The organism is Microbacterium sp. NPDC006705 (genome assembly GCF_044903545.1).
GTDB lineage: Bacteria > Actinomycetota > Actinomycetes > Actinomycetales > Microbacteriaceae > Microbacterium > Microbacterium plantarum.
Genome location: NZ_JBJDQQ010000003.1, coordinates 138678 through 160171, shown reverse-complemented (window position 1 = coordinate 160171; position 21494 = coordinate 138678). Strand labels below are relative to the sequence as shown.

General features: G+C 70.3%; 26 protein-coding genes. 9 read left to right on the top strand and 17 right to left on the bottom strand.

The genetic code is table 11. The features are described from left to right. The first annotated feature begins 2 nt into the window (after positions 1-2). Positions 3-671 carry an endonuclease/exonuclease/phosphatase family protein gene (locus tag ACI2K6_RS14605; protein ID WP_112617802.1) on the top strand — a complete coding sequence of 223 codons (669 nt, stop codon included), beginning with the start codon at positions 3-5 and terminating at the stop codon, positions 669-671. A gap of 92 nt (positions 672-763) precedes the next feature. Here ACI2K6_RS14605 and ACI2K6_RS14600 read toward each other — a convergent pair whose 3' ends face one another. From ACI2K6_RS14600 to ACI2K6_RS14590, 3 genes are all read right to left on the bottom strand, one after another. Further along, complete coding sequence (locus ACI2K6_RS14600; protein WP_354452026.1) at positions 764-1318, bottom strand: LPXTG cell wall anchor domain-containing protein; 555 nt, start codon at positions 1316-1318, stop codon at positions 764-766. 222 nt (positions 1319-1540) lie between these two features. Further along, entirely contained in the window at positions 1541-2092 is a 552-nt protein-coding gene (locus tag ACI2K6_RS14595) for a cell wall protein (protein WP_282501547.1), read from the bottom strand. 11 nt (positions 2093-2103) lie between these two features. Further along, on the bottom strand, positions 2104-3897 hold the full coding sequence (locus ACI2K6_RS14590) for a DUF4012 domain-containing protein (protein ID WP_404568925.1): 1794 nt from the start codon (positions 3895-3897) through the stop codon (positions 2104-2106). Positions 3898-3956: 59 nt separating this feature from the next. Between ACI2K6_RS14590 and ACI2K6_RS14585 the strand changes: the two genes are divergently transcribed. The 3 genes from ACI2K6_RS14585 (at position 3957) to ACI2K6_RS14575 (ending at position 7102) form a co-directional block, all read left to right on the top strand. Further along, the gene (locus ACI2K6_RS14585) at positions 3957-4589 is read left to right on the top strand and encodes a hypothetical protein (protein ID WP_274179213.1); all 633 of its coding nucleotides are present in this window, start codon (positions 3957-3959) and stop codon (positions 4587-4589) included. 128 nt (positions 4590-4717) lie between these two features. Then, positions 4718-5479: a fructose 1,6-bisphosphatase gene (locus ACI2K6_RS14580; RefSeq protein ID WP_282501545.1), complete on the top strand. Its 762-nt coding sequence runs from the start codon at positions 4718-4720 to the stop codon at positions 5477-5479. 126 nt (positions 5480-5605) lie between these two features. Beyond that, a complete protein-coding gene (locus ACI2K6_RS14575; RefSeq protein WP_282501544.1) occupies positions 5606-7102 on the top strand; it encodes a glycosyltransferase in 1497 nt (498 codons plus the stop codon). A gap of 21 nt (positions 7103-7123) precedes the next feature. On the opposite strand, the gene ACI2K6_RS14570 is transcribed toward ACI2K6_RS14575, so the two are convergent. Beyond that, entirely contained in the window at positions 7124-8191 is a 1068-nt protein-coding gene (locus ACI2K6_RS14570) for a response regulator transcription factor (protein WP_354452029.1), read from the bottom strand. Positions 8192-8271: 80 nt separating this feature from the next. Beyond that, positions 8272-9399, bottom strand: coding sequence for a glycoside hydrolase family 6 protein (locus ACI2K6_RS14565; protein ID WP_404568924.1), 1128 nt, complete (start codon positions 9397-9399; stop codon positions 8272-8274). 70 nt (positions 9400-9469) lie between these two features. Between ACI2K6_RS14565 and ACI2K6_RS14560 the strand changes: the two genes are divergently transcribed. Together ACI2K6_RS14560 and ACI2K6_RS14555 are read left to right on the top strand one after the other, a co-directional pair. After that, a complete protein-coding gene (locus ACI2K6_RS14560; protein ID WP_274179209.1) occupies positions 9470-10177 on the top strand; it encodes a universal stress protein in 708 nt (235 codons plus the stop codon). After that, positions 10174-10575 (top strand): VanZ family protein, encoded by a 402-nt coding sequence (locus ACI2K6_RS14555; RefSeq protein ID WP_269268128.1) that lies wholly within the window; start codon positions 10174-10176, stop codon positions 10573-10575. Before ACI2K6_RS14560 ends, ACI2K6_RS14555 begins: the two co-directional genes overlap by 4 nt. Here the strand turns inward: ACI2K6_RS14555 and ACI2K6_RS14550 are convergent. The 7 genes from ACI2K6_RS14550 to ACI2K6_RS14520 are packed head-to-tail and all read right to left on the bottom strand — an operon-like array spanning position 10554 to position 16036. Continuing rightward, positions 10554-10967, bottom strand: a complete 414-nt coding sequence (locus tag ACI2K6_RS14550; RefSeq protein WP_404568923.1) for a PLD nuclease N-terminal domain-containing protein — start codon at positions 10965-10967, stop codon at positions 10554-10556. The genes ACI2K6_RS14555 and ACI2K6_RS14550 overlap by 22 nt on opposite strands. A 47-nt stretch (positions 10968-11014) precedes the next feature. Beyond that, positions 11015-12085 (bottom strand): spore photoproduct lyase family protein, encoded by a 1071-nt coding sequence (locus ACI2K6_RS14545; RefSeq protein WP_282501539.1) that lies wholly within the window; start codon positions 12083-12085, stop codon positions 11015-11017. Between the two features lie 8 nt (positions 12086-12093). Then, on the bottom strand, positions 12094-12342 hold the full coding sequence (locus ACI2K6_RS14540) for a hypothetical protein (RefSeq protein WP_023954097.1): 249 nt from the start codon (positions 12340-12342) through the stop codon (positions 12094-12096). Between the two features lie 9 nt (positions 12343-12351). Continuing rightward, positions 12352-13182: a metal ABC transporter permease gene (locus ACI2K6_RS14535; protein WP_396652031.1), complete on the bottom strand. Its 831-nt coding sequence runs from the start codon at positions 13180-13182 to the stop codon at positions 12352-12354. Positions 13183-13223: 41 nt separating this feature from the next. Next, positions 13224-13973, bottom strand: coding sequence for a metal ABC transporter ATP-binding protein (locus ACI2K6_RS14530; protein WP_240309772.1), 750 nt, complete (start codon positions 13971-13973; stop codon positions 13224-13226). After that, positions 13970-14911, bottom strand: coding sequence for a metal ABC transporter substrate-binding protein (locus ACI2K6_RS14525; RefSeq protein WP_274179206.1), 942 nt, complete (start codon positions 14909-14911; stop codon positions 13970-13972). Before ACI2K6_RS14525 ends, ACI2K6_RS14530 begins: the two co-directional genes overlap by 4 nt. A 9-nt stretch (positions 14912-14920) precedes the next feature. Beyond that, entirely contained in the window at positions 14921-16036 is a 1116-nt protein-coding gene (locus tag ACI2K6_RS14520; protein WP_323986635.1) for a Gfo/Idh/MocA family oxidoreductase, read from the bottom strand. Positions 16037-16113: 77 nt separating this feature from the next. On the opposite strand from ACI2K6_RS14520, the gene ACI2K6_RS14515 reads away from it, so the two are divergent. Then, positions 16114-17076: an alpha/beta fold hydrolase gene (locus tag ACI2K6_RS14515; RefSeq protein ID WP_404568922.1), complete on the top strand. Its 963-nt coding sequence runs from the start codon at positions 16114-16116 to the stop codon at positions 17074-17076. Positions 17077-17108: 32 nt separating this feature from the next. Here the strand turns inward: ACI2K6_RS14515 and ACI2K6_RS14510 are convergent, their stop codons facing one another. From ACI2K6_RS14510 to ACI2K6_RS14495, 4 genes are read right to left on the bottom strand one after another with little or no spacing between them, the layout of a single operon-like run. Next, entirely contained in the window at positions 17109-17909 is an 801-nt protein-coding gene (locus ACI2K6_RS14510) for a MerR family transcriptional regulator (RefSeq protein ID WP_323986632.1), read from the bottom strand. Further along, the gene (locus tag ACI2K6_RS14505) at positions 17906-18442 is read right to left on the bottom strand and encodes a VOC family protein (RefSeq protein WP_404568921.1); all 537 of its coding nucleotides are present in this window, start codon (positions 18440-18442) and stop codon (positions 17906-17908) included. The genes ACI2K6_RS14510 and ACI2K6_RS14505 overlap by 4 nt, the downstream gene beginning before the upstream one ends. Before the next feature lie 50 nt (positions 18443-18492). Further along, the gene (locus ACI2K6_RS14500; protein ID WP_162815494.1) at positions 18493-18669 is read right to left on the bottom strand and encodes a hypothetical protein; all 177 of its coding nucleotides are present in this window, start codon (positions 18667-18669) and stop codon (positions 18493-18495) included. A gap of 19 nt (positions 18670-18688) precedes the next feature. Continuing rightward, complete coding sequence (locus ACI2K6_RS14495) at positions 18689-19789, bottom strand: VanZ family protein (RefSeq protein ID WP_404568920.1); 1101 nt, start codon at positions 19787-19789, stop codon at positions 18689-18691. A gap of 117 nt (positions 19790-19906) precedes the next feature. Here ACI2K6_RS14495 and ACI2K6_RS14490 point away from each other — a divergent pair, with 117 nt between their 5' ends. Beyond that, the gene (locus ACI2K6_RS14490) at positions 19907-20611 is read left to right on the top strand and encodes an L-ribulose-5-phosphate 4-epimerase (protein WP_404568919.1); all 705 of its coding nucleotides are present in this window, start codon (positions 19907-19909) and stop codon (positions 20609-20611) included. An 11-nt stretch (positions 20612-20622) separates the two neighbouring features. Here ACI2K6_RS14490 and ACI2K6_RS14485 read toward each other — a convergent pair whose 3' ends face one another. Further along, on the bottom strand, positions 20623-20856 hold the full coding sequence (locus ACI2K6_RS14485; protein ID WP_112617818.1) for a three-helix bundle dimerization domain-containing protein: 234 nt from the start codon (positions 20854-20856) through the stop codon (positions 20623-20625). A gap of 91 nt (positions 20857-20947) precedes the next feature. On the opposite strand from ACI2K6_RS14485, the gene ACI2K6_RS14480 reads away from it, so the two are divergent. Continuing rightward, positions 20948-21415, top strand: a complete 468-nt coding sequence (locus ACI2K6_RS14480) for an acyl-CoA thioesterase (RefSeq protein WP_240309703.1) — start codon at positions 20948-20950, stop codon at positions 21413-21415. The last annotated feature ends 79 nt before the right edge of the window (positions 21416-21494 follow it).

The window sequence follows — 21494 nt, the reverse complement described above, 5'->3', positions numbered from 1 at the left end:
CCATGAAGGTCATCTCGTACAACCTGCGCAAGCACCGCGCCGCATCCGAGCTCTCGGAGCTCGTCGAGCAGCACGGTGCCGACGTCCTGTGCCTGCAGGAGGCCGACACCAGCGGCATCCCGGATCGGATCGGCGGCCTGCGGCTGGCCGATGCGACGGCCCGCAACCGTCTCGGGCTCGCCGTCTACTACCGCGAGAACACCTACCGGGCAGTCGAGGTGCGTTCGCTCGCGCTGAAGAAGTCGCTGCACGACCGCGTGTTGAAGCCCGCGGAGGAGCGCATGCTCGGTGTTCGGCTCCGCGATATCGACGACGGGCGCGACCTGATCGTCGCGAGCTTCCACGCGGCGCCGCTGACGGCGCTCAACTCGCTGCGACGCAACCAGATCCAGGCGGCGCTCGGTGCGCTGTCCGAACTCGGCGCGGGCCTGCCGATCCTCATGGTCGGCGACTACAACTACCCCGTCTTCAAGGAGAACCTCGGACAGGTGGTGCGCAAGCAGGGGTACGAGCTGACGCTCAGCGATGCCCGCACCTACACGCGGTACAAGTTCTTCCGCGGCCACTACGACTTCGCCACGAGCGTCGGGTTCGACATCTCACGGGTGCAGACGCTGCCACAGGGGGCAAGCGACCACCTGCCGATCCTGGTCAGCGCTGAACCGGTCTGAGCTGAACCGGTCTGAGACGCCCGAAGCGCGCCGAGAACGACGGATGCCCCGGAGCCGAAGCTCCGGGGCATCCGATCATGCGTTGCGCCTGATCAGGCAGCGGCCTCGCCGTTGCGGTGACGGCGGACCGTGCTGGCCACGGCGATGCTGCCGCCGGCGAGGGCGAGAGCGCCACCGCCGATCCACAGGCCGAGGAGAGCGGCGTTGTCGCCACCGGTGGCGGGCAGCGTGCCCGATCCACCGGTGCCGCCGGCGGCGGCCGGAACGGCGATGGTGACGCTGCTCGCGCCGGAGACGGCGCCGTCGGCGGTGAGCGTGTACTCGCCGCTCGCGTTCGCGGGGAGCGTCACCTGGAAGGCGACCTCACCGGCCGCGTTGGCAGCCTTGGTGGTGCTGGTCGAGGTGACCGCGAACTTGACGAACGCGACGCTGCCCGCAGCAGCGTTCTCGCCCGTCAGGGTGCCGGTGACGGTCTCGTTCGGGTCGAAGTTGTTGAAGGCGATCGTCGCGGTGCCGCCGGCGGTGACGGTGACGGACGAGCCGCCCACGGGTGCCGGGGTGTAAGCGTTGGCGATCGCGGGGGCTGCAAAGACAGCCGCTGCTGCGATGGCCGAGGCCGCCGCCGCCTTGATGAGACGGTTCTTCATGAGTCCTGCTTTCCTTGGGGTCATCCGGAGGCTCACACCCAACGGAGAAGTAATACTAAGGATTACGTCAGGAGTGGTCATAGCAAGTATTCAGGGTCTGGGGCCTCTGATGCAAGCTGGAACATTGCGATCGCGTTAACATTTCGCGATCCGGATGCCCGGCGGCGCGCCGTGCATGCGGAAAGACGCGGATTCGGGGTGCGGACGGCACGTCGGGTGCGATCAGATGCGCGCGTCGCGTGCGCGGCGCACAGCGGAGGCGAGCGCGATCGTCGCGCCCGCGGCCACGAGCGCGCCGCCGCCGACCCACAGTCCGAGCGACGTGCGAGCGTCGCCGCCGGTGGCGGGAAGACCGGCCGCGTCGACGACCGAGGCGCTCGCGGTGCCGCCGGCCGACGATGCCGAGATCGCCTCGATGTTGTAGACGCCGACCGCGTCGGAGGGGAAGGTCAGGGCCACGGGGGCCAGCGCGCCCTCCGCGGACGATTCGCGCACCGTGCTGCCGGTGGAAACGGCGAAGGCGACGCGTGCGAACGTGACGCCGGCGCCGTTCTCGCCGCGGACCGTGATGGTCACGGCCTCTTCCGGACCGAACGTGCCCTCGGCGCAGGCGAACTCGACCGTGCCGCCGGCGACGAACGCGCTCGGCGTGGTCGTGCAGGAGTTCGTCGGCGGGTAGATGGTCGCGCCGGTGGCGGCGGACGCCGCGGCCGGCAGCGCGATGATCGCGGCGGCGAGGGTCGCGACGGCGACGAGGGAGACGGTGCGGCGCATGATCGGTGAGTCTATGCGTCGCCGCAACGAGCGACAACAACGGTAGGCCGGTCCGCGTCGACCGTCGGGGTGACGGCGGCTGTCGCCGTCGTCGGACCGCCCTGCGCGACCACGCTCACGGTGGCCGTGACCGACTCGCCGGGCGCGAGATCGGAGGAGAACACCATCACCTGGCGCCCGGCGTGCGAGCCGCCGCCGAAGCCCGCGCCGTCGGATCGGGCCGCAGACGACAGGGCGTAGCCCTCGGGCAGGTACAGGTAGGCGACGGTGCGGGCGACGCCGGCGGGAACGCCGAAGCTGCCGCCGCCGGTGACGTACGACGGGAGCGAGGTCGCGGCATCCGCCGGGGCGTTGTTCGCGATCGTGACCTCGAGCGTCACGGGCGACGAGGTGCGCCCGTCGCCACCCACCGCGCACGTGTCCCAGGCGAGACGGGTGTCGGCGGTGACGTAGTAGTCCATCTTCGAGCCGGTGCCGTCGTTGAGGAACACTCCGAACCCGGCGGTGTCGGCATCGGTGGTCGGCAGCGGACCCGCCAGCGTCGTGTCGGCCAGGACCGCCTGGTCCTCCGGGATCGCGCTCCACAGCAGCAGCCGTCGCTCGTCGCCGGCACGACCGAGCGCGGCGATCAGCTTGGCCGGGTCGGCGCCGCCGGCCGCGAGCCGCTCGAAGACGGCTGCCGACGCCGAGGCGAAGAACGCGTCCTGCTCGCGCGGGCTCTCGTAGCGCGCGTACACGTCGTTCAGGAGCAGTGAGACGGCGTTGTCGGCGGAGATCACATCGCCCGTCGGAAGCTCGATGGGGCCCGTGGCGTCGAGGATGTACGACAGGGCGACGGGGTCGGTCGCGATCACGCCGTCGACGCTCTGCCCGGTCTGGCGCAGCAGCATCTCTCGCGCGAGCGGCCCGCCGACGGAGAAGTCGGGGATCTGCGTGACGTTCTGGATGTAGCGGCCCGGACGCGTCTCGTAGATGCGCTCGACCTCGGCGTCGAGGGGGAGCACCGGCTCGCCGAAGTTCGAGAAATCCGAGGACGAGGCCTGGCCGGCCAGCTCGATCCGGCCGTCGACGGTGCGGACGATCGCCATCGCGCCGACGATGCCGCCCGTCGAGCGCCACTCGGCGTTGTTCTGGAACGCCAAGAGGTAGTTGCGTTCGCCGGAGGCGCCGAGCATCGCGGGCAGGAGCGTGGCGGCGCGGGCGAGAGCGTCCGTTGCCGTGGCGCCCGTGTCGAGGAGGTCGGTGACGTCGGCGACGGCGGCGCGCACCGGGCCGATGAGGGGGGTGTCGTCGAGAGCCCGCACGGATGCCGCGGCGGCGGCCACGGTGTCGGCGCCGGCGCGGGCGGGCTCGGCGATCTCGCGGAACACGGCGGTGTCGATGCGGCCGTCGACCGGTCGGAAGGAATCGGGCGAGAAGGCCGACGCGACATCGGCGAGCGGGAGGAGGCCATCACGCGCGATGTCATCGGCCGCCGCGGCGATCGTGCCGACGGCGTGGAGCTGAGGCCCGACCCAGGGGGTGCCCTCGACGAGCGACCAGACCGGGTCGGACGTGAGCTCGCGCGCCCGCTCGGCGTGGTCGGCGACGTCGTTGATGTGCGGTGCGGCCGCCGCGGGGTCGGCGATCAGATCCACGGCGGTGCGGGCGGATGCCTCGACCTCGCGGAGCTCGCCGTAGGCGAGGGCGCCGCGCACCCCGACCCACGCGGCGATCGCGACGAGGGCGATCAGGAGCGCCCCGGCGAAGGCTGCCAAGACGAGCTGCGTCCGGCGCAGAGGGCGGGGCTGGTCAGCGGTGCGCACCCGATCACTCTAAGGGGCGGGGGCGTGCGTACACTTTGCGAGAGGAAGCGGAGGACTCGATGAAGCGACGCTGGGGGACGGCCGCCGCGACAGCGGTGATGGCTGTGGCTCTCGTGGGATGCGGGCCCGCGCCGTGGAACCTCCCGTCCGGTGACGGCGGCGACGCGAGCAGTCCCGCGCCCTCTCCGAGCGTCTCGCGCACCGCCGTACCGCCACCGGTGCCGAACGACCTCTCGAGCGGGTCGACCGAGCGCCAGGTGACTGCCGGCGCCGTGACCGGGTCGCTCAACTACTGGTCGGACCTGTCGATGGATCGGTGGTCGGCGACGGCCCTCAAACCGGTCAGCCTGTCGCTCGTGACCACCGTCAGTCCCGACGACGGACAGAAGGTCTACCTGCAGAAGGCGACGATGATCGCCGTCCCCGGCAACGCCCAGGGCGACCTCAGCCCGCTCGCGCCGACGTCGGACCAGTCGGCCACGAACCCGGGCTACCTCGTGCTCTCGCCCTACAGCTACTCGCAGACCTTCTACGTCGGAGAGGTGCCGCCCGAGGCGACGTTCGTGACCATCCGGTTCACCTACGACTTCCTCGTGCAGACGACGCCGACCTCCGACGAGTTCGCGAAGCAGACCGCGACCGACAGCATCACCGTCGCGATCGCGGCGGCATCCGAGGCCGACGGCGGGTGAAACCTCAAGGTCGCCGCAAGGCAACCTGAAGAGATCGGAAAGCGGCCGGGATCGCGTCGGCCGGGGTGCTTGTATGGCGAGGCCCGCGGCATCCGACGCTGGTCCCGCCTTGAGAAACCCGGTCTGCCATGTCTCCGCGCCGCACACCCGCATCCCGCACTCGTGCCCTCCGCACCGCCGTGTCGGCGGGCGCCATCGCTCTCTCGCTCGTCGCCCTGTCGGGCTGCTCGCAGCTGACCGGGATGATCAACTCGGTCCAGGGCGAGCCGGTGTCGGCGGTTCCGGCCCCCGCGCCGTCGCAGTCGCCCGCCATGGCCTTCAACTCGCAGTTCACCTACGACGGTTCGGTCTCGCTCTCCTCCGACGTGGCGCAGGACCTCGAGCTTCGACTCGACGTGTGGGCTCAGGACCCCAAGCGGACGCAGGAGTGGACTCCCGGCGCCGAGAAGACGTTCGGCTTCGCCGTCAACGTCCACGACAACCGCGTCGACGAGAAGTCGGTCCTCTCGCAGAAGCGACGCGTGTTCATCTCGTCGATCTCGATCACCTCGCAGACCGCGCAGACCTCGGGCCAGGTGCAGAGCCCGTTCCAGTTCAGCGCCGACCCGCGCACGCTCGTTCCCAGTGACACGATCCGTTCCGACCGCGGGCTGCTGCTCAACAGCTTCCAGGGCGGGCTCTACGTGCCCGAGACGGTCATCCACGGGCTGCCGGCCGACACCTACGGCATGACGCTCGAGTTCGCGATGACCGTCTGGGTCGAGGGCAACGCCAACGACGACGCCAGCTTCACCCAGCAGACGGTGTACCAGTACCTGCCGGTCGCGATCTCCAGCGAGGAGCAGGCGGCGGATGCCGCTCCCGCGCCGGCTCCCACCGCGACTCCCTGACCGTCAGACGCCCCGAATTCCTTGCGCAGAAATTGCGGTTGACTTCGTCCTCTCTGAACACGGCGCGTTCCAGAATGGATCCCGGCGGGCAACAGCCGCCCATCACCTCGCACAGGATGTGACCGCATGACTCAGACGCCGTACACGCCGTACACGCCCAGCCCGGCGTTCGGCCAGCAGCAGCACCCCGCCCCGCAGGCGCCGGTGCAGCTGGCCGACCACTTCGAGACGGCGTTCCCCGACGACTTCGAGTCGGTCCTCGAGAACACGACGGTCCACCGTTCCACCATCGGCTGCGTCATCCCGGCGTACAACGAGGAGGAGTCGATCGCCGACGTGATCGAGGGCCTGCTCGCCCAGACGCGCGTGCCGGACGTCATCCACGTCATCGCGAACAACACCTCCGACAACACGGTGAAGATCGCGGCCGGGTACGCCGGGCCGCACGAGGTCACGACCGAGCTCGGCACGCAGTTCACCGAGGTCTTCGTCCACGACATCGGCAAGAACCCCGACAAGAAGGTCGGGGCGCTCAACTACGGCTACTCGCTCGTGGAGGGGTACGACTACCTGCTCGGCGTGGACGGCGACACGATCGCCGACCGGCGCGCGGTCGAGTACCTGGAGTCGGAGGCGGTCGGCGATTCGCGCATCGGCGGCATCTCGGCCATCTACTCGATCGACGACAAGCCCATCAAGGGAACGATCGCCAAGTTCCTCATCGCCGGTCAGCGCACGCAGTTCGCGGCCTTCAACATGCAGAACCTGCTGCGCGGACGCAACATGGCCGTCCTCGGCGGGCAGTTCTCGATCTTCTCGACGAACGCGCTGCGCGACGCGATGAAGCAGAACCACCAGTCGACGCCCTGGGTGAAGGACTCCGAGGTCGAGGACTCGCTGCTGTCGCTGCAGATCAAGAGCGCGGGCTACCTGACGAAGATCAGCCCGTATGCCCGCGCCAACGTCGGCGGCATGACGACCCTCAAGGGGTACGACGCGCAGCAGGTGAAGTGGACCTACGGCGCCATCGAGCTGATGTGGCCGGGCCAGCGCGGCGACACGAAGGGACAGCCCTTCCACCCGAACCTGCGACTGCGCTGGTTCGAGAACTTCGGGATGCTGACGAACCTGTTCGTGCGCGTCGCGTTCCTCATCCTGCTCGCCGGCTCGCTGTCGATCAGCGCGTTCGTCTTCTCGCCGCTGTGGCTGATCCCGCCGCTCGTCGCCGTGCTGCTGAACCTCCGCATGGCCCGCAGCATCAAGGACCACAACCAGCGCGACATCCTCTTCGCGATCCTCGTCTTCCCCGCGGAGGCGTTCATGTGGATCAGGCTCGGTCACTTCATGCGCTCGTGGTCGCGGTTCCTGTCGAAGAAGAAGGTCGACAACTGGGCGATGCAGGCCAAGGCCGAGAGCGGTGGCGGCAGCATCGGTCACTGGATGCCGATGGTCATCCTCGCCGCCGTGCTGCTGGCGATGGCCGTGGTCTGGAACCTCATCGGACCCGTCGCGCAGTCGTCGATCCTGTGGATCGGATGGCCGATCGTCGGCGTCGTGACCGTGCTGCAGACGCTGCTGATGTTCTCGAAGCTCGTCCGTCGTCAGAACGGCTACAAGGTCTGAACCGGATGCCGGTCTGAGCGATCAGACCGCTGCGTTCTCCGACGTCATGCGGTACCCGACGCCCCGAACCGTCTCGATGTAGCGCGGGGTCGTCGGGTTGTCGCCGAGCTTCCGGCGCAGGTTCGTCATGTGCGCCTCGATCGCCCGCTTGTCCGCCTCGCCGACGAAGTAGCTCGTGACGTAGGACTCACCGCGCAGGACGAGCGTCAGGTCGGCCTTCGACCGCACGCGGCGCTTCGAGGCCATCAGGGTCGAGAGCAGATCGAACTCGGTGCGCGTGAGGTCCAGCTCGCGTCCGGACACGTAGGCCAGCCGCGTGTCGGTGTCGACCTGCAGGTCGCGGTGCGCGAGCCAGTGCTCTCCCGCGGCCGGCACGAGGTCGCCGGCGGGCTGGTGGACGACGAGGTCGGCGCCGGCCGTCGGGACCGGGGCGGGCATCGGGGCGTCGCTCGGGTGGTGGACGATGACCTGCTGCGGTGGCACCTGCTGGGGCGGCACCTGCTGGGGCGGCGCGGGCTGCTGCGGCATCGGCTGTTGCGGGGCCGCGCCGGGGAAACGGGCGAGGTACTCCTCGTACGACATCGGCGCAGCCTCGGCGGGTGCCGGTGCCGGTGCCGGTGCCGCTGGTGGCGCCGGGGTGAAGGCCGCGGGGCGGGCGCCCGGGAAGGAGGGTCCGACCGAATCCTGCTGCGGAGTCTGCTGGGGCGCGGCGGCGCGCGGGCGTCGCAGCAGCGCGTCCACGCGCGCACGGAACTCGCGCGGGCGGAACGGCTTGACGATGTACTCGTCGGCGCCGGAGCCCAGACCGAGGACGACATCCGCCTCTTCGGACAGGCCGGTGAGCATGATGATGTACGTGTCGCTCTGGGCGCGGATGCGTCGGGCGGCCTCGAAGCCGTCGATGCCGGGCATGTTGACGTCGAGGGTCGTCAGCAGCGGGCGGTACGACAGCACGGCCTGGATGCCGTCGATGCCGTTGCCCACCGAGACGGTGGAGAAGCCGGCCGCCTCGAGCACCTCGACGAGGAGATGGCGGATGTCGGGATCGTCCTCGACGATGACCGCCGTCTTCAGCTGCTCGGACATCATGCTCGACACTCGTCTCCCTCAGGTTCGGGTTATTTTGCCACACGCAAAGGACGAGGTAGTTCCCGGGCGCGGTCGGCGGGTCAGGGCGCGACGCCGCGGGTGAGCTCGACGGCCCCGGCGGGCCACCACACGCCGGCGTCCGGGCCGCCGTTGCACGGCCCGTCGCTCTCTCCCGGCGGCTTGATCCACAGGTTCGTGTCGACGACGTCGTCGCCGTAGGTGCCGCTCGGGTCGCCCACGGCGCGTCCCGGCGGATTGCACCACTCGTCGTCACCGGGAGCGCCTGCGCCGTTGCGCGAGGTGTCGACGAGGGCGTGCATGCCGCCGAGCCGATCGGACAGGGCGTGGGCGTAGGCGAACTCGTCGTAGGTGTCGTTGAAGTTCGACACGTTCGTCACGAAGCCGCGGACGCCCGAGACCGCGACCCGCTCGACGAGCTCGGCCATCGCGTCGGCCCCGAGCCAGTTCGAGTGCCCGCCGTCGACGTACACCCAGGTGTCCGTGCCCGTGAGGCGGCCGAGGGCGCCGCGCAGCTGGTCGACGCGTTCGTCGACGTTGCCGCACTGGGGCGCGAGCGCGAGGCTGTCGGGCTCGACGATGACGACCTTCTTCACGTCCGGAACCGACCGCAGGGCCGTGCCGATCTGCGTCGTCCACGTCTCGTAGTCCGCCTCGTCGAGGCCGCCCGCGGAGTGATTGCCGCAGTCGCGTCCGGGGAGGCCGTAGACGACGACGGCCATCGCCGTATCCGTCTCGCGGGCCTCCTGTGCGATGTTGAGCACGCGCTCGCCGACCTCGCCGATGGGGTCCTGTTCGGGGGTGAGCCAGTACGCCGTCGGCTGGGCGGCGAGGTACTCGGCGGCGGCGACCTCGTCGGCCGAGCCGCCCTCGGCGACGGCGCGCGCGGCCTTCGACTCCGCGGGCGCGACGAAAGCGGTGCCCACGCCCGGGGGTCTCGCCGTGAGCGCCTGCACCCCGCCCATCACGAGGGAGACCGCCAGGGCGATCCCGGCGACGATGAGGGCGACGGCGGCGACGATGATCGCGATCCATGCCCAGCGAGGCAGCCGACGTCGCCGGCGAGGGGGCCGAGGCGGTGCGGGCCGTTCGGGACGCGGCGGCGCTTCGTAGTGGCCGCTCACGACATAGGGGCCGGCATCGCGACCGGCATCGGGATGCGATGCATCGGAGCCGGGTCGCTGTGCCACGGACTGACTCTAACCGCTGGCGACCGCGAGGCCCATCGTGCCGGTCCGCCGTGGCCGGTACCCTGGGGCCATGGGCGACGTGATCCTGGGAGTGACCGACGCGACCGGCGCGGGGGCGCGCGAATGGGCGGTGCGCCGGGCCGAGGCGCTCGGCCTCGCGCTGCGTGAGCTGCTGATCGCCCCGACGCGCGACGATGTCGATCGGGTCGCCGCGGCCACGGCGGATGCCGAGATCCTCGTGCTCCCCGAAGAGCACCGTCATCCGTATCGCACGCTCATCGCGCACGCGCACTGCCCGATCGCGATCGTGCCCGACCAGCGCAGCAGCGACGACGGGGCTCCCGCCGTGGCGAGGGAGGGCGTGCTCGTCGGCGTCGACGCGTCGGACGTCTCGGCCCGCGCTCTCGACTTCGCCGCTCGCGAGGCTCAGCGAACGGGGCAGCCGCTCGTGGCGCTCGCGGCATGGGAGCCGGTCTCGGTCGGCACGGAGCCGGGCCTCGACCTCTGGACGGGGCCGATGCCGGTCGACCTGACGGAAGCGACCGCCGGGATGCTCGACCGCATGCTCGAGCCGGTGCGCGCGGAACACCCGCAGCTCGAGGTGCGCACGCGCATCGACGTCGGCGACGCCTCGACGCTCATCGAGGACGCCTCCCGCGGCGCCACGCTGACGGTCGTCGGCTCGCACGGTCGTACCGGGCTGTCACGTCTGCTGCTCGGGTCAGTCAGCGAGCGCGTGGCCTCGCACGTCGGCTCTCCGACCGTCATCGTGCGGTGACGCGCGCCGCGCGAGTCCTGCTCGCCGGCTACGTCGTCGTCCTCGCGCTCATCGCGTTCTGGCCGACGCCCGTCGACCGCGACGCCGGCCCGATCCTCCGGGCGATCACCTCGGCCGTGCCGTGGCTGACCTATGCCCGCATCGAGTTCGCCGCCAACATCGCCCTGTTCGTCCCGTTCGGGTGGTGCGCGGCCCGGGGCTGGCCCCGCTGGCAGGCGTACGTCATTCCCGCCGGGCTCATCATCTCCGCCGTGATCGAGACGGCGCAGGGCATTCTGCTCGCACAGCGGACCGCGAGCGTGTGGGACGTCGTGGCCAACACCCTCGGCGCGACCGCCGGCTGGCTGATCGCCCGCGGGCGGGTCGTCGGGCGGCGTCAGCCGGCCTCGGGCGACTGAGACCCCTCCGACGACGAGGAGCCGCCGCGCGCACGGCGCCGCCGGACCTCGGCCTCGAGCTCGGCGATCTCGATCTCGCGTTCGAGGTCGGCGAGCTGCTGCGCGGTCGTGCGGTAGTCGCGGGGCTGCGGACGGCTCGCGGGCGCGGGCGGTGCCGGCTCGTCCCGCGACCACCGGCGCGGGTCGCCGAAGCTCATCGACTCCCGCGGGGCCGTGTCCCACTCGCGCCCGAGGGTGAACCAGAGCACGGAGCCCACGAACGGCAAGAAGATGATGAACAGCACCCAGGCGAACTTGGGCAGGTGCTTGACCTGGTCTTCGCGGCGGGTGATCGCGTCGACGAGGGCGGCGACCATCAGGACGAAGACGAGCAGGGGAAGCAGCAGATACACCCCGCCAGGGTGGCGCAGATCCGCGCGGTCGCGCAAGGGAGGGGGGATCAGAACGCGTAGCGGATGCGGCACGACGGCAGCTCGCGCTCGATGAGAGCGCAGAGTGTCGCGACGGCCTCGCCCTTGAGCGGTGAGCGGTACCGGACGTTGATGGCGCCGTTCTGCGAGCGTTTGGTCTCCTGCATCCGCGGGGTCCACAGCAGGTCTTCGCCGCGCGGATGCCACCCGAGGTTGACCTCGTGCAGCCCCTCGTTGTGGGTGAGCATGATGATCTCGCACGCCAGCTGCGCCTTGGCGCGGTCGGAGAGCACGTCGTTCAGCTCGCGCAGCAGCGCGGTCCAGTCGGCCACCCAGGTCGGGGTGAGGATGACGGGCGAGAAGTTCAGGTGCACTTCGTAGCCGGCCTCGACGAAGTCGTTGATCGCGGCGATCCGCTCGGCGACCGGCGACGTCCGGATGTCGGTCACTTTCGCCGTGTCGTGCGGCATGAGCGAGAAGCGGATGCGGGTTCGCCCGAGCGGGTCCCAGTCGAGCAGGTCGCGATTGACGTACTTCGTCGCGAACGAGGCCTTGGCCGTCGGCGACATCCGGAACAGCTCGCACAGATCGCGGACGTTCTCGCTGATCATCGCGTCGACCGAGCAGTCGCTGTTCTCGCCGATGTCGTAGACCCACGCCTCGGGGTCGCACTGGTTCGGCTCGGTCTTGGGGCCCTGCCGGGAGATGTGCCGTGCGAGATGGCGCGAGATCTCGTCGATGTTCGCGAACACGGTCACGGGGTTGCTGTAGCCCTTGCGTCGCGGCACGTAGCAGTAGGAGCAGGCCATGGCGCAGCCGTTCGCCGTCGACGGCGCGATGAAGTCGGCCGAGCGGCCGTTGAGGCGGGTCGCGACCGACTTCTTCACACCGAGCACGAGCGCCTCGGTCTTGATCCGCACCCAGCGGCGCACGTTCGTCTCGTCGCCGTGGATCTCGGGAACGAGCCAGTGCGAGTCGATCGGCACGATCTCGGCATCGGGCCACCGCGCCACGATCTCCTGCCCGCGGGGCAGCGCGAGCGCGGCCTCCTCGGCGTAGATGCGGCTGATCTGCAGCAGCGGGGCCCGATCCCGGGACATCCGGCCGGTCAGCCGGCCTGCTCGAGCTCGATCTCGCCGGCGGCGAGGGCGTCGGCGTACGTGCGGACGTCGGGGCCGGGCTCCCAGTCGATGAACTTGTCCTTCATGTGGCTGACGAGCGCGGCGTAGGCCTTGTCGGCGTCGTTCGCGTCATCGGTCGCGGCGACGGCGGCGACGGCATCCTGCAGGACACGGTCGGCGTCGTCGAGCACCTTCTGGCGGGCTTCGTCGTTCCAGTGGATCTCGCTGATCTTCATAGCGGCACGCTAGCCAGCGGGAACGGATTCGGCGACGGACTTGCGCGAGGCCATCCGACGCCCGATGATCCCGTGTCTCGGGCTGAAGAGGTAGACCGCGGCGAACACGACGCCCTGCACGAGCACGACGAGTCCGCCCGACGAGGCGTCCACCCAGTAGCTCAGGTAGATGCCGACGATCGAGGATGCCGCCGAGAGCACCGGCGCGATGACGAGCATGCGGCCGAAGCGGTCGGTGAGCAGGTGCGCCGTGGCTCCCGGGATGATGAGCATCGCGACGACGAGCACGACGCCCACGACCTGGAGCGCGACGACCGCGGTCAGCGCGAGCACGCCCAGGAGCAGCCCCGAGAGGAGCCGGGGCGAGAGCCCGATCGCGAAGGTGTGGATCGGATCGAAGGCGAACAGTGTGAGGTCGCGGCGCTTGACGAACAGCACCGCGAAGGCCACTGCGGCCAGGACCGCGATCTGCACGAGGTCGCCGGTGGAGACCCCGAGGACGTTGCCGAACAGGATGTGGTTGAGGTCGGTCTGGCTCGGCGTGACCGAGATGAGCACGAGACCGAGCGCGAACAGCGTCGTGAACACGATGCCGATGGCGGCATCCTCCTTGACGCGGCTCGTGCCCCGGATGATGCCGATGAGGGCCACCGCGAGGAACCCGAACACGAGGGCACCGATCGCGAAGGGGGCACCGAGGACGTACGCGAGCACGACGCCGGGCAGCACCGCGTGACTGACGGCGTCGCCCATGAGCGACCAGCCGATGAGGACGAGCCAGCACGACAGGACGGCACAGACGATCGCGGCGATCGCCGTGGCCGACAGGGCGCGCAGCATGAACTCGTACCGGAGAGGTTCGAGCAGGATGTCGATGAGGTTCACGGACGCTCCTCGATGGTCAGGCCGAAGGCGCGCGCGAGCAGCTCGGGGCGGAGCGCCTCGTCGACGGCTCCCTGGAAGACGACGCGGCGCAGCAGCAGCACGGCTTCGTCGGCGAGCGAGGGGAGGGCGTGCAGGTCATGGGTGGAGACCAGCACGGTGCGGCCGTCGGCCGCGATCTCGCGGAGCAGGCGCACGATCGTCGCCTCGGACTTCTTGTCGACTCCTGCGAAGGGCTCGTCGAGGAGCAGGACGCCGGCATCCTGGGCGATGCCGCGTGCGACGAACGCGCGTTTGCGCTGCCCGCCCGACAGCCGGCCGATCTGGCGGTCGGCGAGGTCGCCCAGTTCGACCCGCTCGAGGGCAGCGTCGACGGCGCGATGGTCCTCGGGGCGCGGGCGGCGGGTGAGGCCGAGGCGACCGTACCGGCCCATCATGACGACGTCTCGCACCGAGACCGGGAAGGTCCAGTCGACGTCCTCGCTCTGGGGCACGTAGCCGATGACGCCGCGGCGGCGGGCGACCGCGGGGGTCTGACCGGCGATGCTCACCCGGCCGCTCGCGGGACGGACGAGACCCGTGATCGACTTGAACAGCGTCGACTTGCCCGATCCGTTCATGCCGATAAGCGCGGTCACGCGGCCGGGCGTGACGGTGAGGTCGACGTCGTCGAGCGCCACGATGTCGCGGTAGCGCACCGAGACTCCGGTGACCTCGATTCCCGGGGACGCGCCGGCCACGCCGCTCACGAGGCGCTCCCGGTCAGCGCCGCCGTGATCGTCTCGGCGTCGTGGCGGAGGAGGTCGAGGTAGGTCGGCACGGGGCCGTCCTGCTCGGAGAGCGAGTCGACGTAGAGGGTGCCGCCGAAGACGGCATCCGTCGCCTCGACGACCTGCTGCATCGGGCGGTCCGAGACCGTCGACTCGCAGAACACGGCGGGCACGTCATTGTCGTCGACGAACTCGATCGTCTGCCGGATCTGCTGGGGTGTCGCCTGCTGCTCGGCGTTGACGGGCCAGATGTAGGCCTCGGTGAGCCCGGCATCTCGAGCGAGGTACGAGAAGGCCCCTTCGCACGTCACGAGCGCGCGCTGCTCGACGGGCACCGTCTCGAGGTCGGCGACGAGATCGTCGTGGATGCGCTGCAGCTCGTCGTTGTAGGCGGCACCGTTCGCGGCGTAGGCGTCGGCTCCCGCGGGATCGAGCTCGCTGAACGCCGCGACGATGTTCTCGACGTACAGCTGCACGTTCAGGGGGCTCATCCAGGCGTGGGGGTTGGGCTTGCCGGCGTAGGCGTCTCCGGTGATGTCGATCGTCTCGACGCCCTCGGACACGACGGCGTGCGGTGCGTCGGCGGTCTCGACGAACCGCGCGAACCATGACTCGAGGCCCAGCCCGTTGTCGAGGATCAGGTCGGCGTCGGACGCCGCCGCGATATCGCGCGGGGTGGGCTCGTAGCCGTGGATCTCGGCCCCGGCCTTCGTGATCGATCGCACATCGAGTCGGTCTCCCGCGACGTTGCGGGCGATGTCGGCGAGCACCGTGAACGTCGTCAGCACGACGGGCCGGTCGCCCGACGGCTCGCCGGCGACGTCGGCGTTCGAGCCCGTCGCGCAGCCCGCGAGGAGCGCAGCCGTCGCCCCCAGGGCGACCAGCGCGGAAAGGCGGCGAGGTCGATTTTTCGGCATACCGAAAAATTACCCGCTGGCCTCCCGGGCGTGCAATTCCTCGTCGACGACATCGGCCCAGGGTTGACGCGTCGAACGCACGGTGTTACCGGACTCGGCCGCCTGCTGCATCAGCAGCGCGAGGTAGTGGTCCTGGCTGGCCTCGGCCAGCGAATAGACCGGCGCGTGCCCGTCGATGGCGCCCGGCATGCCGTCGAGCATCCGCGCGATCGCGATCTCGTCGTCGTTGAGGCGGGCCGGGAGGAAGGGGTTGCGGAAGACCCACTCGTCGCCGAGGAGGATGCCGCGCAGGAACATCCCCTCCAGGTTGCCGCCCTCGCCCGTCATGACCCGTCGCAGCGAGTCGAAGACGGGCTCGTCGAACCGGCGGAGGTGGCGCACCTCGCCATTCTCGATCTCGCCGCGCTCGCCGCGGATCAGCAGGCGGTTGCCGCGGATCCACGAGAAGTACTGCTCGCCGGCGAAGTCGTACACGCCCAGGCGATCGCCGAACGCGAACCGTGCCGTGGTCTGCGTCGCGGTGACGATCCGCTCCTCGGTGGGGTCGCCGTCGCGGCCCGGTCCCGCCACGAGCGGAGACCGGAAGACGGATGCCGTGATCTCGGTCTCGTCGGCCCCGATGCCGAGCGCTCGCCGCATGACGCTGACGCCGTGATAGTCGTGGCACTGCGCGACGAGCGCCTGTGACGGGGTGCCCAGCCGTCCGGAACGGGCCACCGCGAGCTGTGCCGACAGCAGCGGCGACAGGTGGTACTGCTCGGCGACCTGCACCGTCGGCATCCCCGGGCGGGCGAGGTGCTCCCACAGGTCGACGAGGTCGTCGATCCCGGCGGCGGGCGGTGTCTCGGTCAGGACCGGGATGCCGCGGTCGGCGAGGTCGACGATGATCCCGGGAGCCACGTCGCGCGGCACCGAGACGACCACGAAGTCGGGGGTGCCGTCCGCGAGCAGAGCGTCGAGGTCGCTGTAGCCGCGGACACCCCACCGGTTCTCGATCTCGGCCGCGGTCGCCGCGCTGCGGGTGACGAGGCCGGAGATGCGGAACCGCTCGGGAAGGGCGGCGGCGATGCGCAGGAAGAAGTCACTGCGCCAGCCGCTGCCGACGATGGCGAAGGTGAGGGTCATCGGCACAGTCTGCACGGGGCGGCGTGTGAGACGGTAGGGGCATGGTGGAGGGGCGCGCTCGCGGCGGTGAAGATGATATGGAGCCGGCCGACATCGACGTCGAGACGGTCGCGTTCGACGGGGTGCGCACTCGGGTCACGCGGGTGCAGACCGCGTCGTCGGCGGATGCGGGGCGGGCCTTCGTGCTGATCGCGGGCATCGGGGTGGCCGCGACGTACTTCGACCTGCTCGCCCCGACGCTCGCGCAGAACGCGCGGGTCTACGCTCTCGACCTTCCGGGCTTCGCCGGTCAGCGTGCGCCGCGCGACGAGCCGTCGGTGGCGTTCTTCGCCGACCAGGTGGAGGCGGTGCTCGATCGGTTCGAGCTCGATGATCCCGTGCTGCTCGGGCACTCCTTCGGCACGCAGATCGTCACGGAGGTGCTCACGCGGCGCCCCGGCATCCGCCAGGCCGTCCTCATCGGTCCGGTCGTGAACGACCGCGAGCGCTCGGTGGTGCTGCAGGCGATCCGGTTCGGGCAGTCATCGCTGTTCGAGCCGTTCCGCCTCGTGATGCTGGCGGTCAGCGCCTACCTGCTCTGCGGCTTCGCCTACTTCATGCGGGTGCTGCCTCACATGATGCGGTATCCGCTGCGCGAGCGCCTGGCGGACGTCTCTGCGCAGGTGCTGCTGATCCGCGGCGCGCGCGACTTCTCGTCGCCGCGGTACTTCCACTCGGAGCTCCTGGCCGTCGCGCGCGACGCGTGGCGGTGGGAGATCCATGGCGCCGCGCACTCGGTCATCAACGGCAACGCGATCGGCGTAGCCAAGCTCATGGACGCCTTCGTCGCGGGCGACCTGCCGCGCCGCGGTCAGATGTCGCAGGAGGAGGCGCGCGTGCCCCGGCCTGCGTACGGCGGGATCGCCCTCATGTGGCGCGCGGCGCGCTACCGCGTGCAGGAGTGGTTCAGCGCGCGGGAGGGCGACGAGGTCGGCGTCGAGCATGCGAAGGAGTCGCACGCCGCCGTCATGTGGCGCGCGTTCACCGGCGGACGCCGCTGAGCCGGCGGGCTCGCGACGTCACTTCCTCGTCGTCACTCCCACACCGCGGTGTCGGGGTCGATGCCGTGCGCGCGGGCGCTCGCGTCGATGCTGCGGCGCAGCCACGAGGTGAGGCCGGGACGGAGACGATCGTAGTGCGCGGTGAACGCGGCATCCGCTTCGTACATCCGACCGAGGCAGACCTGCATCGACCGGCTCACCGGGAAGTACTCGCTGATCGCGGCACGATGGCGCTCGACGAGCGCCTCGGCCTCCGGCGCGCCGGGCTCGATGCCCGCGTCGGCGGCCGCGGCGAGGTCGGCCTCGAGCGCGGTCATCGTCGCGGTGATCTCCCGCCACTGGTCGGGGGTACGGGTGGCGGCGCGTTCGGCGTACTGCTGCCACTGCGGGGAGTCGCCGTAGCGGCGCCGGGCGAGGGCGGGCCAGTCGGGGTTCCAGTCGGGGCCGAAGATCGACAGCTGCTCCTCGGCGGTGAGCAGCACGCCGCGCTCGTGCGCCTCGATCATGCGGTCGAGACCGGCGCGGAGGCCCTCGAGCCGGGCGAGCGATCGCGACACCTCGTCGCGTTGCTCCCGGAGAGCCGCGGAGGTGTCGCGACCCGGCTCGTCGAGGATGGTGCGGATCTGGTCGAGCCCCAGCCCGACCTCGCGGTACACGACGATGCGCTGCAGGCGAGCGATGTCGGCGGCGGTGTACAGCCTGTACCCGGCGTCGGTGCGCAGCGACGGCGAGGCGAGGCCGATCTCGTCCCAGTGGTGCAGGGTGCGCACCGTGACCCCGAGATCGGATGCCGCGCGCCCGACCGTCACCCCGTCCGTGCTGATGTCGCTCATGGGTGCTCCTGCGAGGGTGTGATGCCGATGGCGGCGAGGGAGCGTGCTGCGGCGCTGTCGGGCTCGTAGGGCTTCGCCGCCGTGACGACGATACGCGCGTTCTCCGGGGTGAGGATCTCGACCTCGCGACTGTTCCACGGGGTGTCGCGGGGCTCGCCGGCCGCCCCCGGGTCCAGCGCGCGGCAGGCCTCGACGATGCCGTCGAGCTCGGCGAGGACGCAGGCGTAGCTGTAGGTCAGTGCGGGCGGTTCGGATGCGGGCGCCGATCCCGGGTCGCCGGCGACGAGCAGGACATCCTGGAACGCCCAGCGGCGCAGGTGGATGAGCGTGCCGGGAATCGAGAAGAGCTCGAAGAACCCCAGGCCCGCGGTCCAGAACCGCGACGAGCTCGTCAGATCGTGCGTGGGGATCGTGACGAACGCCGGCATCCCGTAGATGCCGCGATAGGGCTCGGGGGCCACGGCATCCGGTCCGGGCGGGGGAACGGGGCTGATCTCGAAAGCGTCGTAATAGGGGGTCTCGGGGTCGGTCATGCGACCACTCTCGGCCCTCACGTCGCGTGAGGGTCAAGCGGGGGTGCCGGTCAGCGGTAGACGCCGCGCGGGAGCAGCATGGCCGCAGCGATGGCGAGCACGACCATCGCGACGCCGCCGACGATGACGCCGAGCATCGGGTTGAGGGTGAGGAGTCCCACCAGGAATCCGAGGGCGATGCCGACAAGAGCGCCGGTGGCGGTGTGGGCGAGTGCTTCGACGTCCATGCTCTCGACGCTACGGATCTCAGCGCCGGGGCGCGTCCCCCATACGGGTGATTTCGACTCGTCCTGCGGGACCATGCTCCCGGCTGTCGCGCAGTACCTGGGCACCGAGCAGACCGGGCAGGCCGCGGCCGCCCTGCGTCGTGAACGTGAGGATCGCGCAGGCCACGAGGAAGACGAAGGCGAAGAAGCCCCAGGGGCCGGGGAGCTGATCCAGCAGCGCGTAGCCGCCGATGCCGCCGAGGAACCGCGTGAGCCGGGTCACCACGGCGGGGGCCGGGCCACCGGCGTAGCGGAGGCGCACGGTCAGGTCGCCGATCGTCCGGCCCGACACCAGGACGCATCCGCCGACGACCGCGAGCGCGGCGATCGAGCCGGCCTGACCCGCGAGGTCGGTCTCGACGGCGACGTCGCGGTTGCCCGTGAAGACGAGGGCCGCCTGGATGCCGACGCTCACGAAGATGCCGACGAGCGAATAGGCGAGCAGGTCGCACACCATCGCGAGGATGCGGCGGCCGCGCGTCACCGGTCGCGGTGCGTCCGGCTCCTCGGAGACCGGGCGGCGCGGCACGAGGAGCGCGAGGATCGAGCCGATGACCGCTCCGACGGTGTTGGTGAGCAGGTCGTCGACGTCGAAGACGCGGTAGGCGCACGGGTAGACGCCCCAGACTCCGGTCAGCTGTGTGAACTCGACGATGAGCGAGATGCCGAGGCCGGCCGCGAACGCGACGAGGATGCCGCGGCGGGCGAGAACCCGTACGAAGAAGCCGAGCGGGAGGAAGAGCAGGACGTTGAGGGCGAGCTGCAGGAAGGCCGAGTCGGAGAGGAACGCCCGCGGGCTGCCTCCCGCACGCTGCGCGGCGCCGCGGATGTCGTCGACGAGCTCGAAGAGGTTCAGGTTGGACCCGGCGCACCGCATGCTCGACGGGTCGGGGAGCGGCAGGAGCGTGTAGGTCCAGATCGCGAAGAAGTAGACGAGGGCCGCGCCCCACAGCACCAACTGGCCCGCGGTGAGGCGCCCGGCGCGCCGATACTGGGCCGCGACGAAGGGCACGAACAGCACGAGGCCGACGAGCGCGCCGATGCCGACCGCGACGGCGCCGAGGAAGACGTTGTCACCCATTCCGACAACTTTTCCAGACCAGGCGGGTTCTTCTGGACACTGTGAGTGTTACCGGTAACATGACGACCGCCGGTCCCGGAGGCGGAGCCGGCTGATTCCGAGAGGCGGAGGAGTCCGATGGAACACGAAGCGGTGGCGCGGGTTCGGGCCGAGGTGGCGTCGTTGCACGCGGAGCTGGTGCGTTACGGGCTGGTCGTGTGGACCGGTGGCAACGTGTCGGGGCGGGTGCGCCTGGGCGGGGCTCCCGCTGACGACCTCATGGTGATCAAGCCGTCGGGGGTGTCGTATGACGAGTTGGCTCCGGAGAACATGATCGTGTGCGATCTGGAGGGCAATGTGGTGCCGGGGACGCCGGGCAGTGACCGGTCGCCGTCCAGTGATACGGCGGCGCATGCGTATGTGTATCGGAACATGCCCGAGGTGGGTGGTGTGGTGCACACGCATTCGACGTATGCGGTGGCGTGGGCGGCGCGGGGTGAGGAGATCCCGTGTGTGATCACGGCGATGGCCGATGAGTTCGGGGGGCCGATCCCGGTGGGGCCGTTCGCGATCATCGGTGATGACTCGATCGGCCGGGGGATCGTGGACACGCTTCGGGGGCATCGTTCCCGGGCGGTGTTGATGCAGAACCATGGGCCGTTCACGATCGGGTCGAGTGCGAAGGATGCGGTCAAGGCTGCGGTGATGGTGGAGGACGTGGCTCGCACGGTCCACATCGCCCGGCAGGCGGGGGAGTTGCTCCCGATTCCGCAGGACGCGATCGATGCGCTGTACGACCGGTATCAGAACGTTTACGGACAGACCACCGACGACCGCCGGTAGCCCCGCACCGGTCAGTCGGACTCGGTCGGCGCCTCGTCGGCGATACCGGCGAGGCGCTCGCGGGTCTCGCGTTCGGCGATGATGCCGATGAAGTCCGTGACGCGGGCGTCGGCGTGGCTCTCAACCGAGGCCGCCGCCTCGCGGTGGATGAGCTCGTCGTCGAGGTCCGGCATCCGCTTCTTCACCCGGTCGGCGACCTCCTCCGTCACCTCGTGGGCGTCGAACTCTTTCGCAGGCTTGTCCATGACCACATCATCCGACGTCCGTGCTGCCGGCGAAACCCGTCGACGCGACGCCCCGCGCGTGCGATCATGTGCGGGATTAGGCTGGATCAACGTGAGCGATCAGACGAGTTCCGAATGGCCCTGGTCGGAGGGCGGCATCAACTTCCACACCCGCAAGTGGGTGCGGCCGGAAGACCTGAACGCCAACGGCACGCTCTTCGGCGGCAGTCTGCTCCGCTGGATCGACGAGGAAGCCGCGATCTACGCGATCATCCAGCTCGGCAACTACCGCGTGGTGACCAAGCTCATCTCGGAGATCAACTTCGAGTCGTCGGCGCTGCAGGGCGACCTCATCGAGATGGGCCTGACCGCGACGCACTTCGGTCGCACCTCGCTGACGATGCGGGCCGTCGTGCGCAACATGATCACGCGCAAGCGCATCCTCTCGATCGAGCGTCTCGTGTTCGTGAGCGTCGACGAGGACGGGCAGCCGATCCCGCACGGCTACTCCGCCATCACGTACGACCGTGATCGGATGCCGCGCGAGCACCCCAAGACCGACTCGGTGCGCCTGCCCTGACGCCGCACATCCGCGTGATTCCGGGCTGGCCAGATGGTCGAGCCGCGCCGGAGCCGTGTCGGCTTGGTGCGCCGGCGTC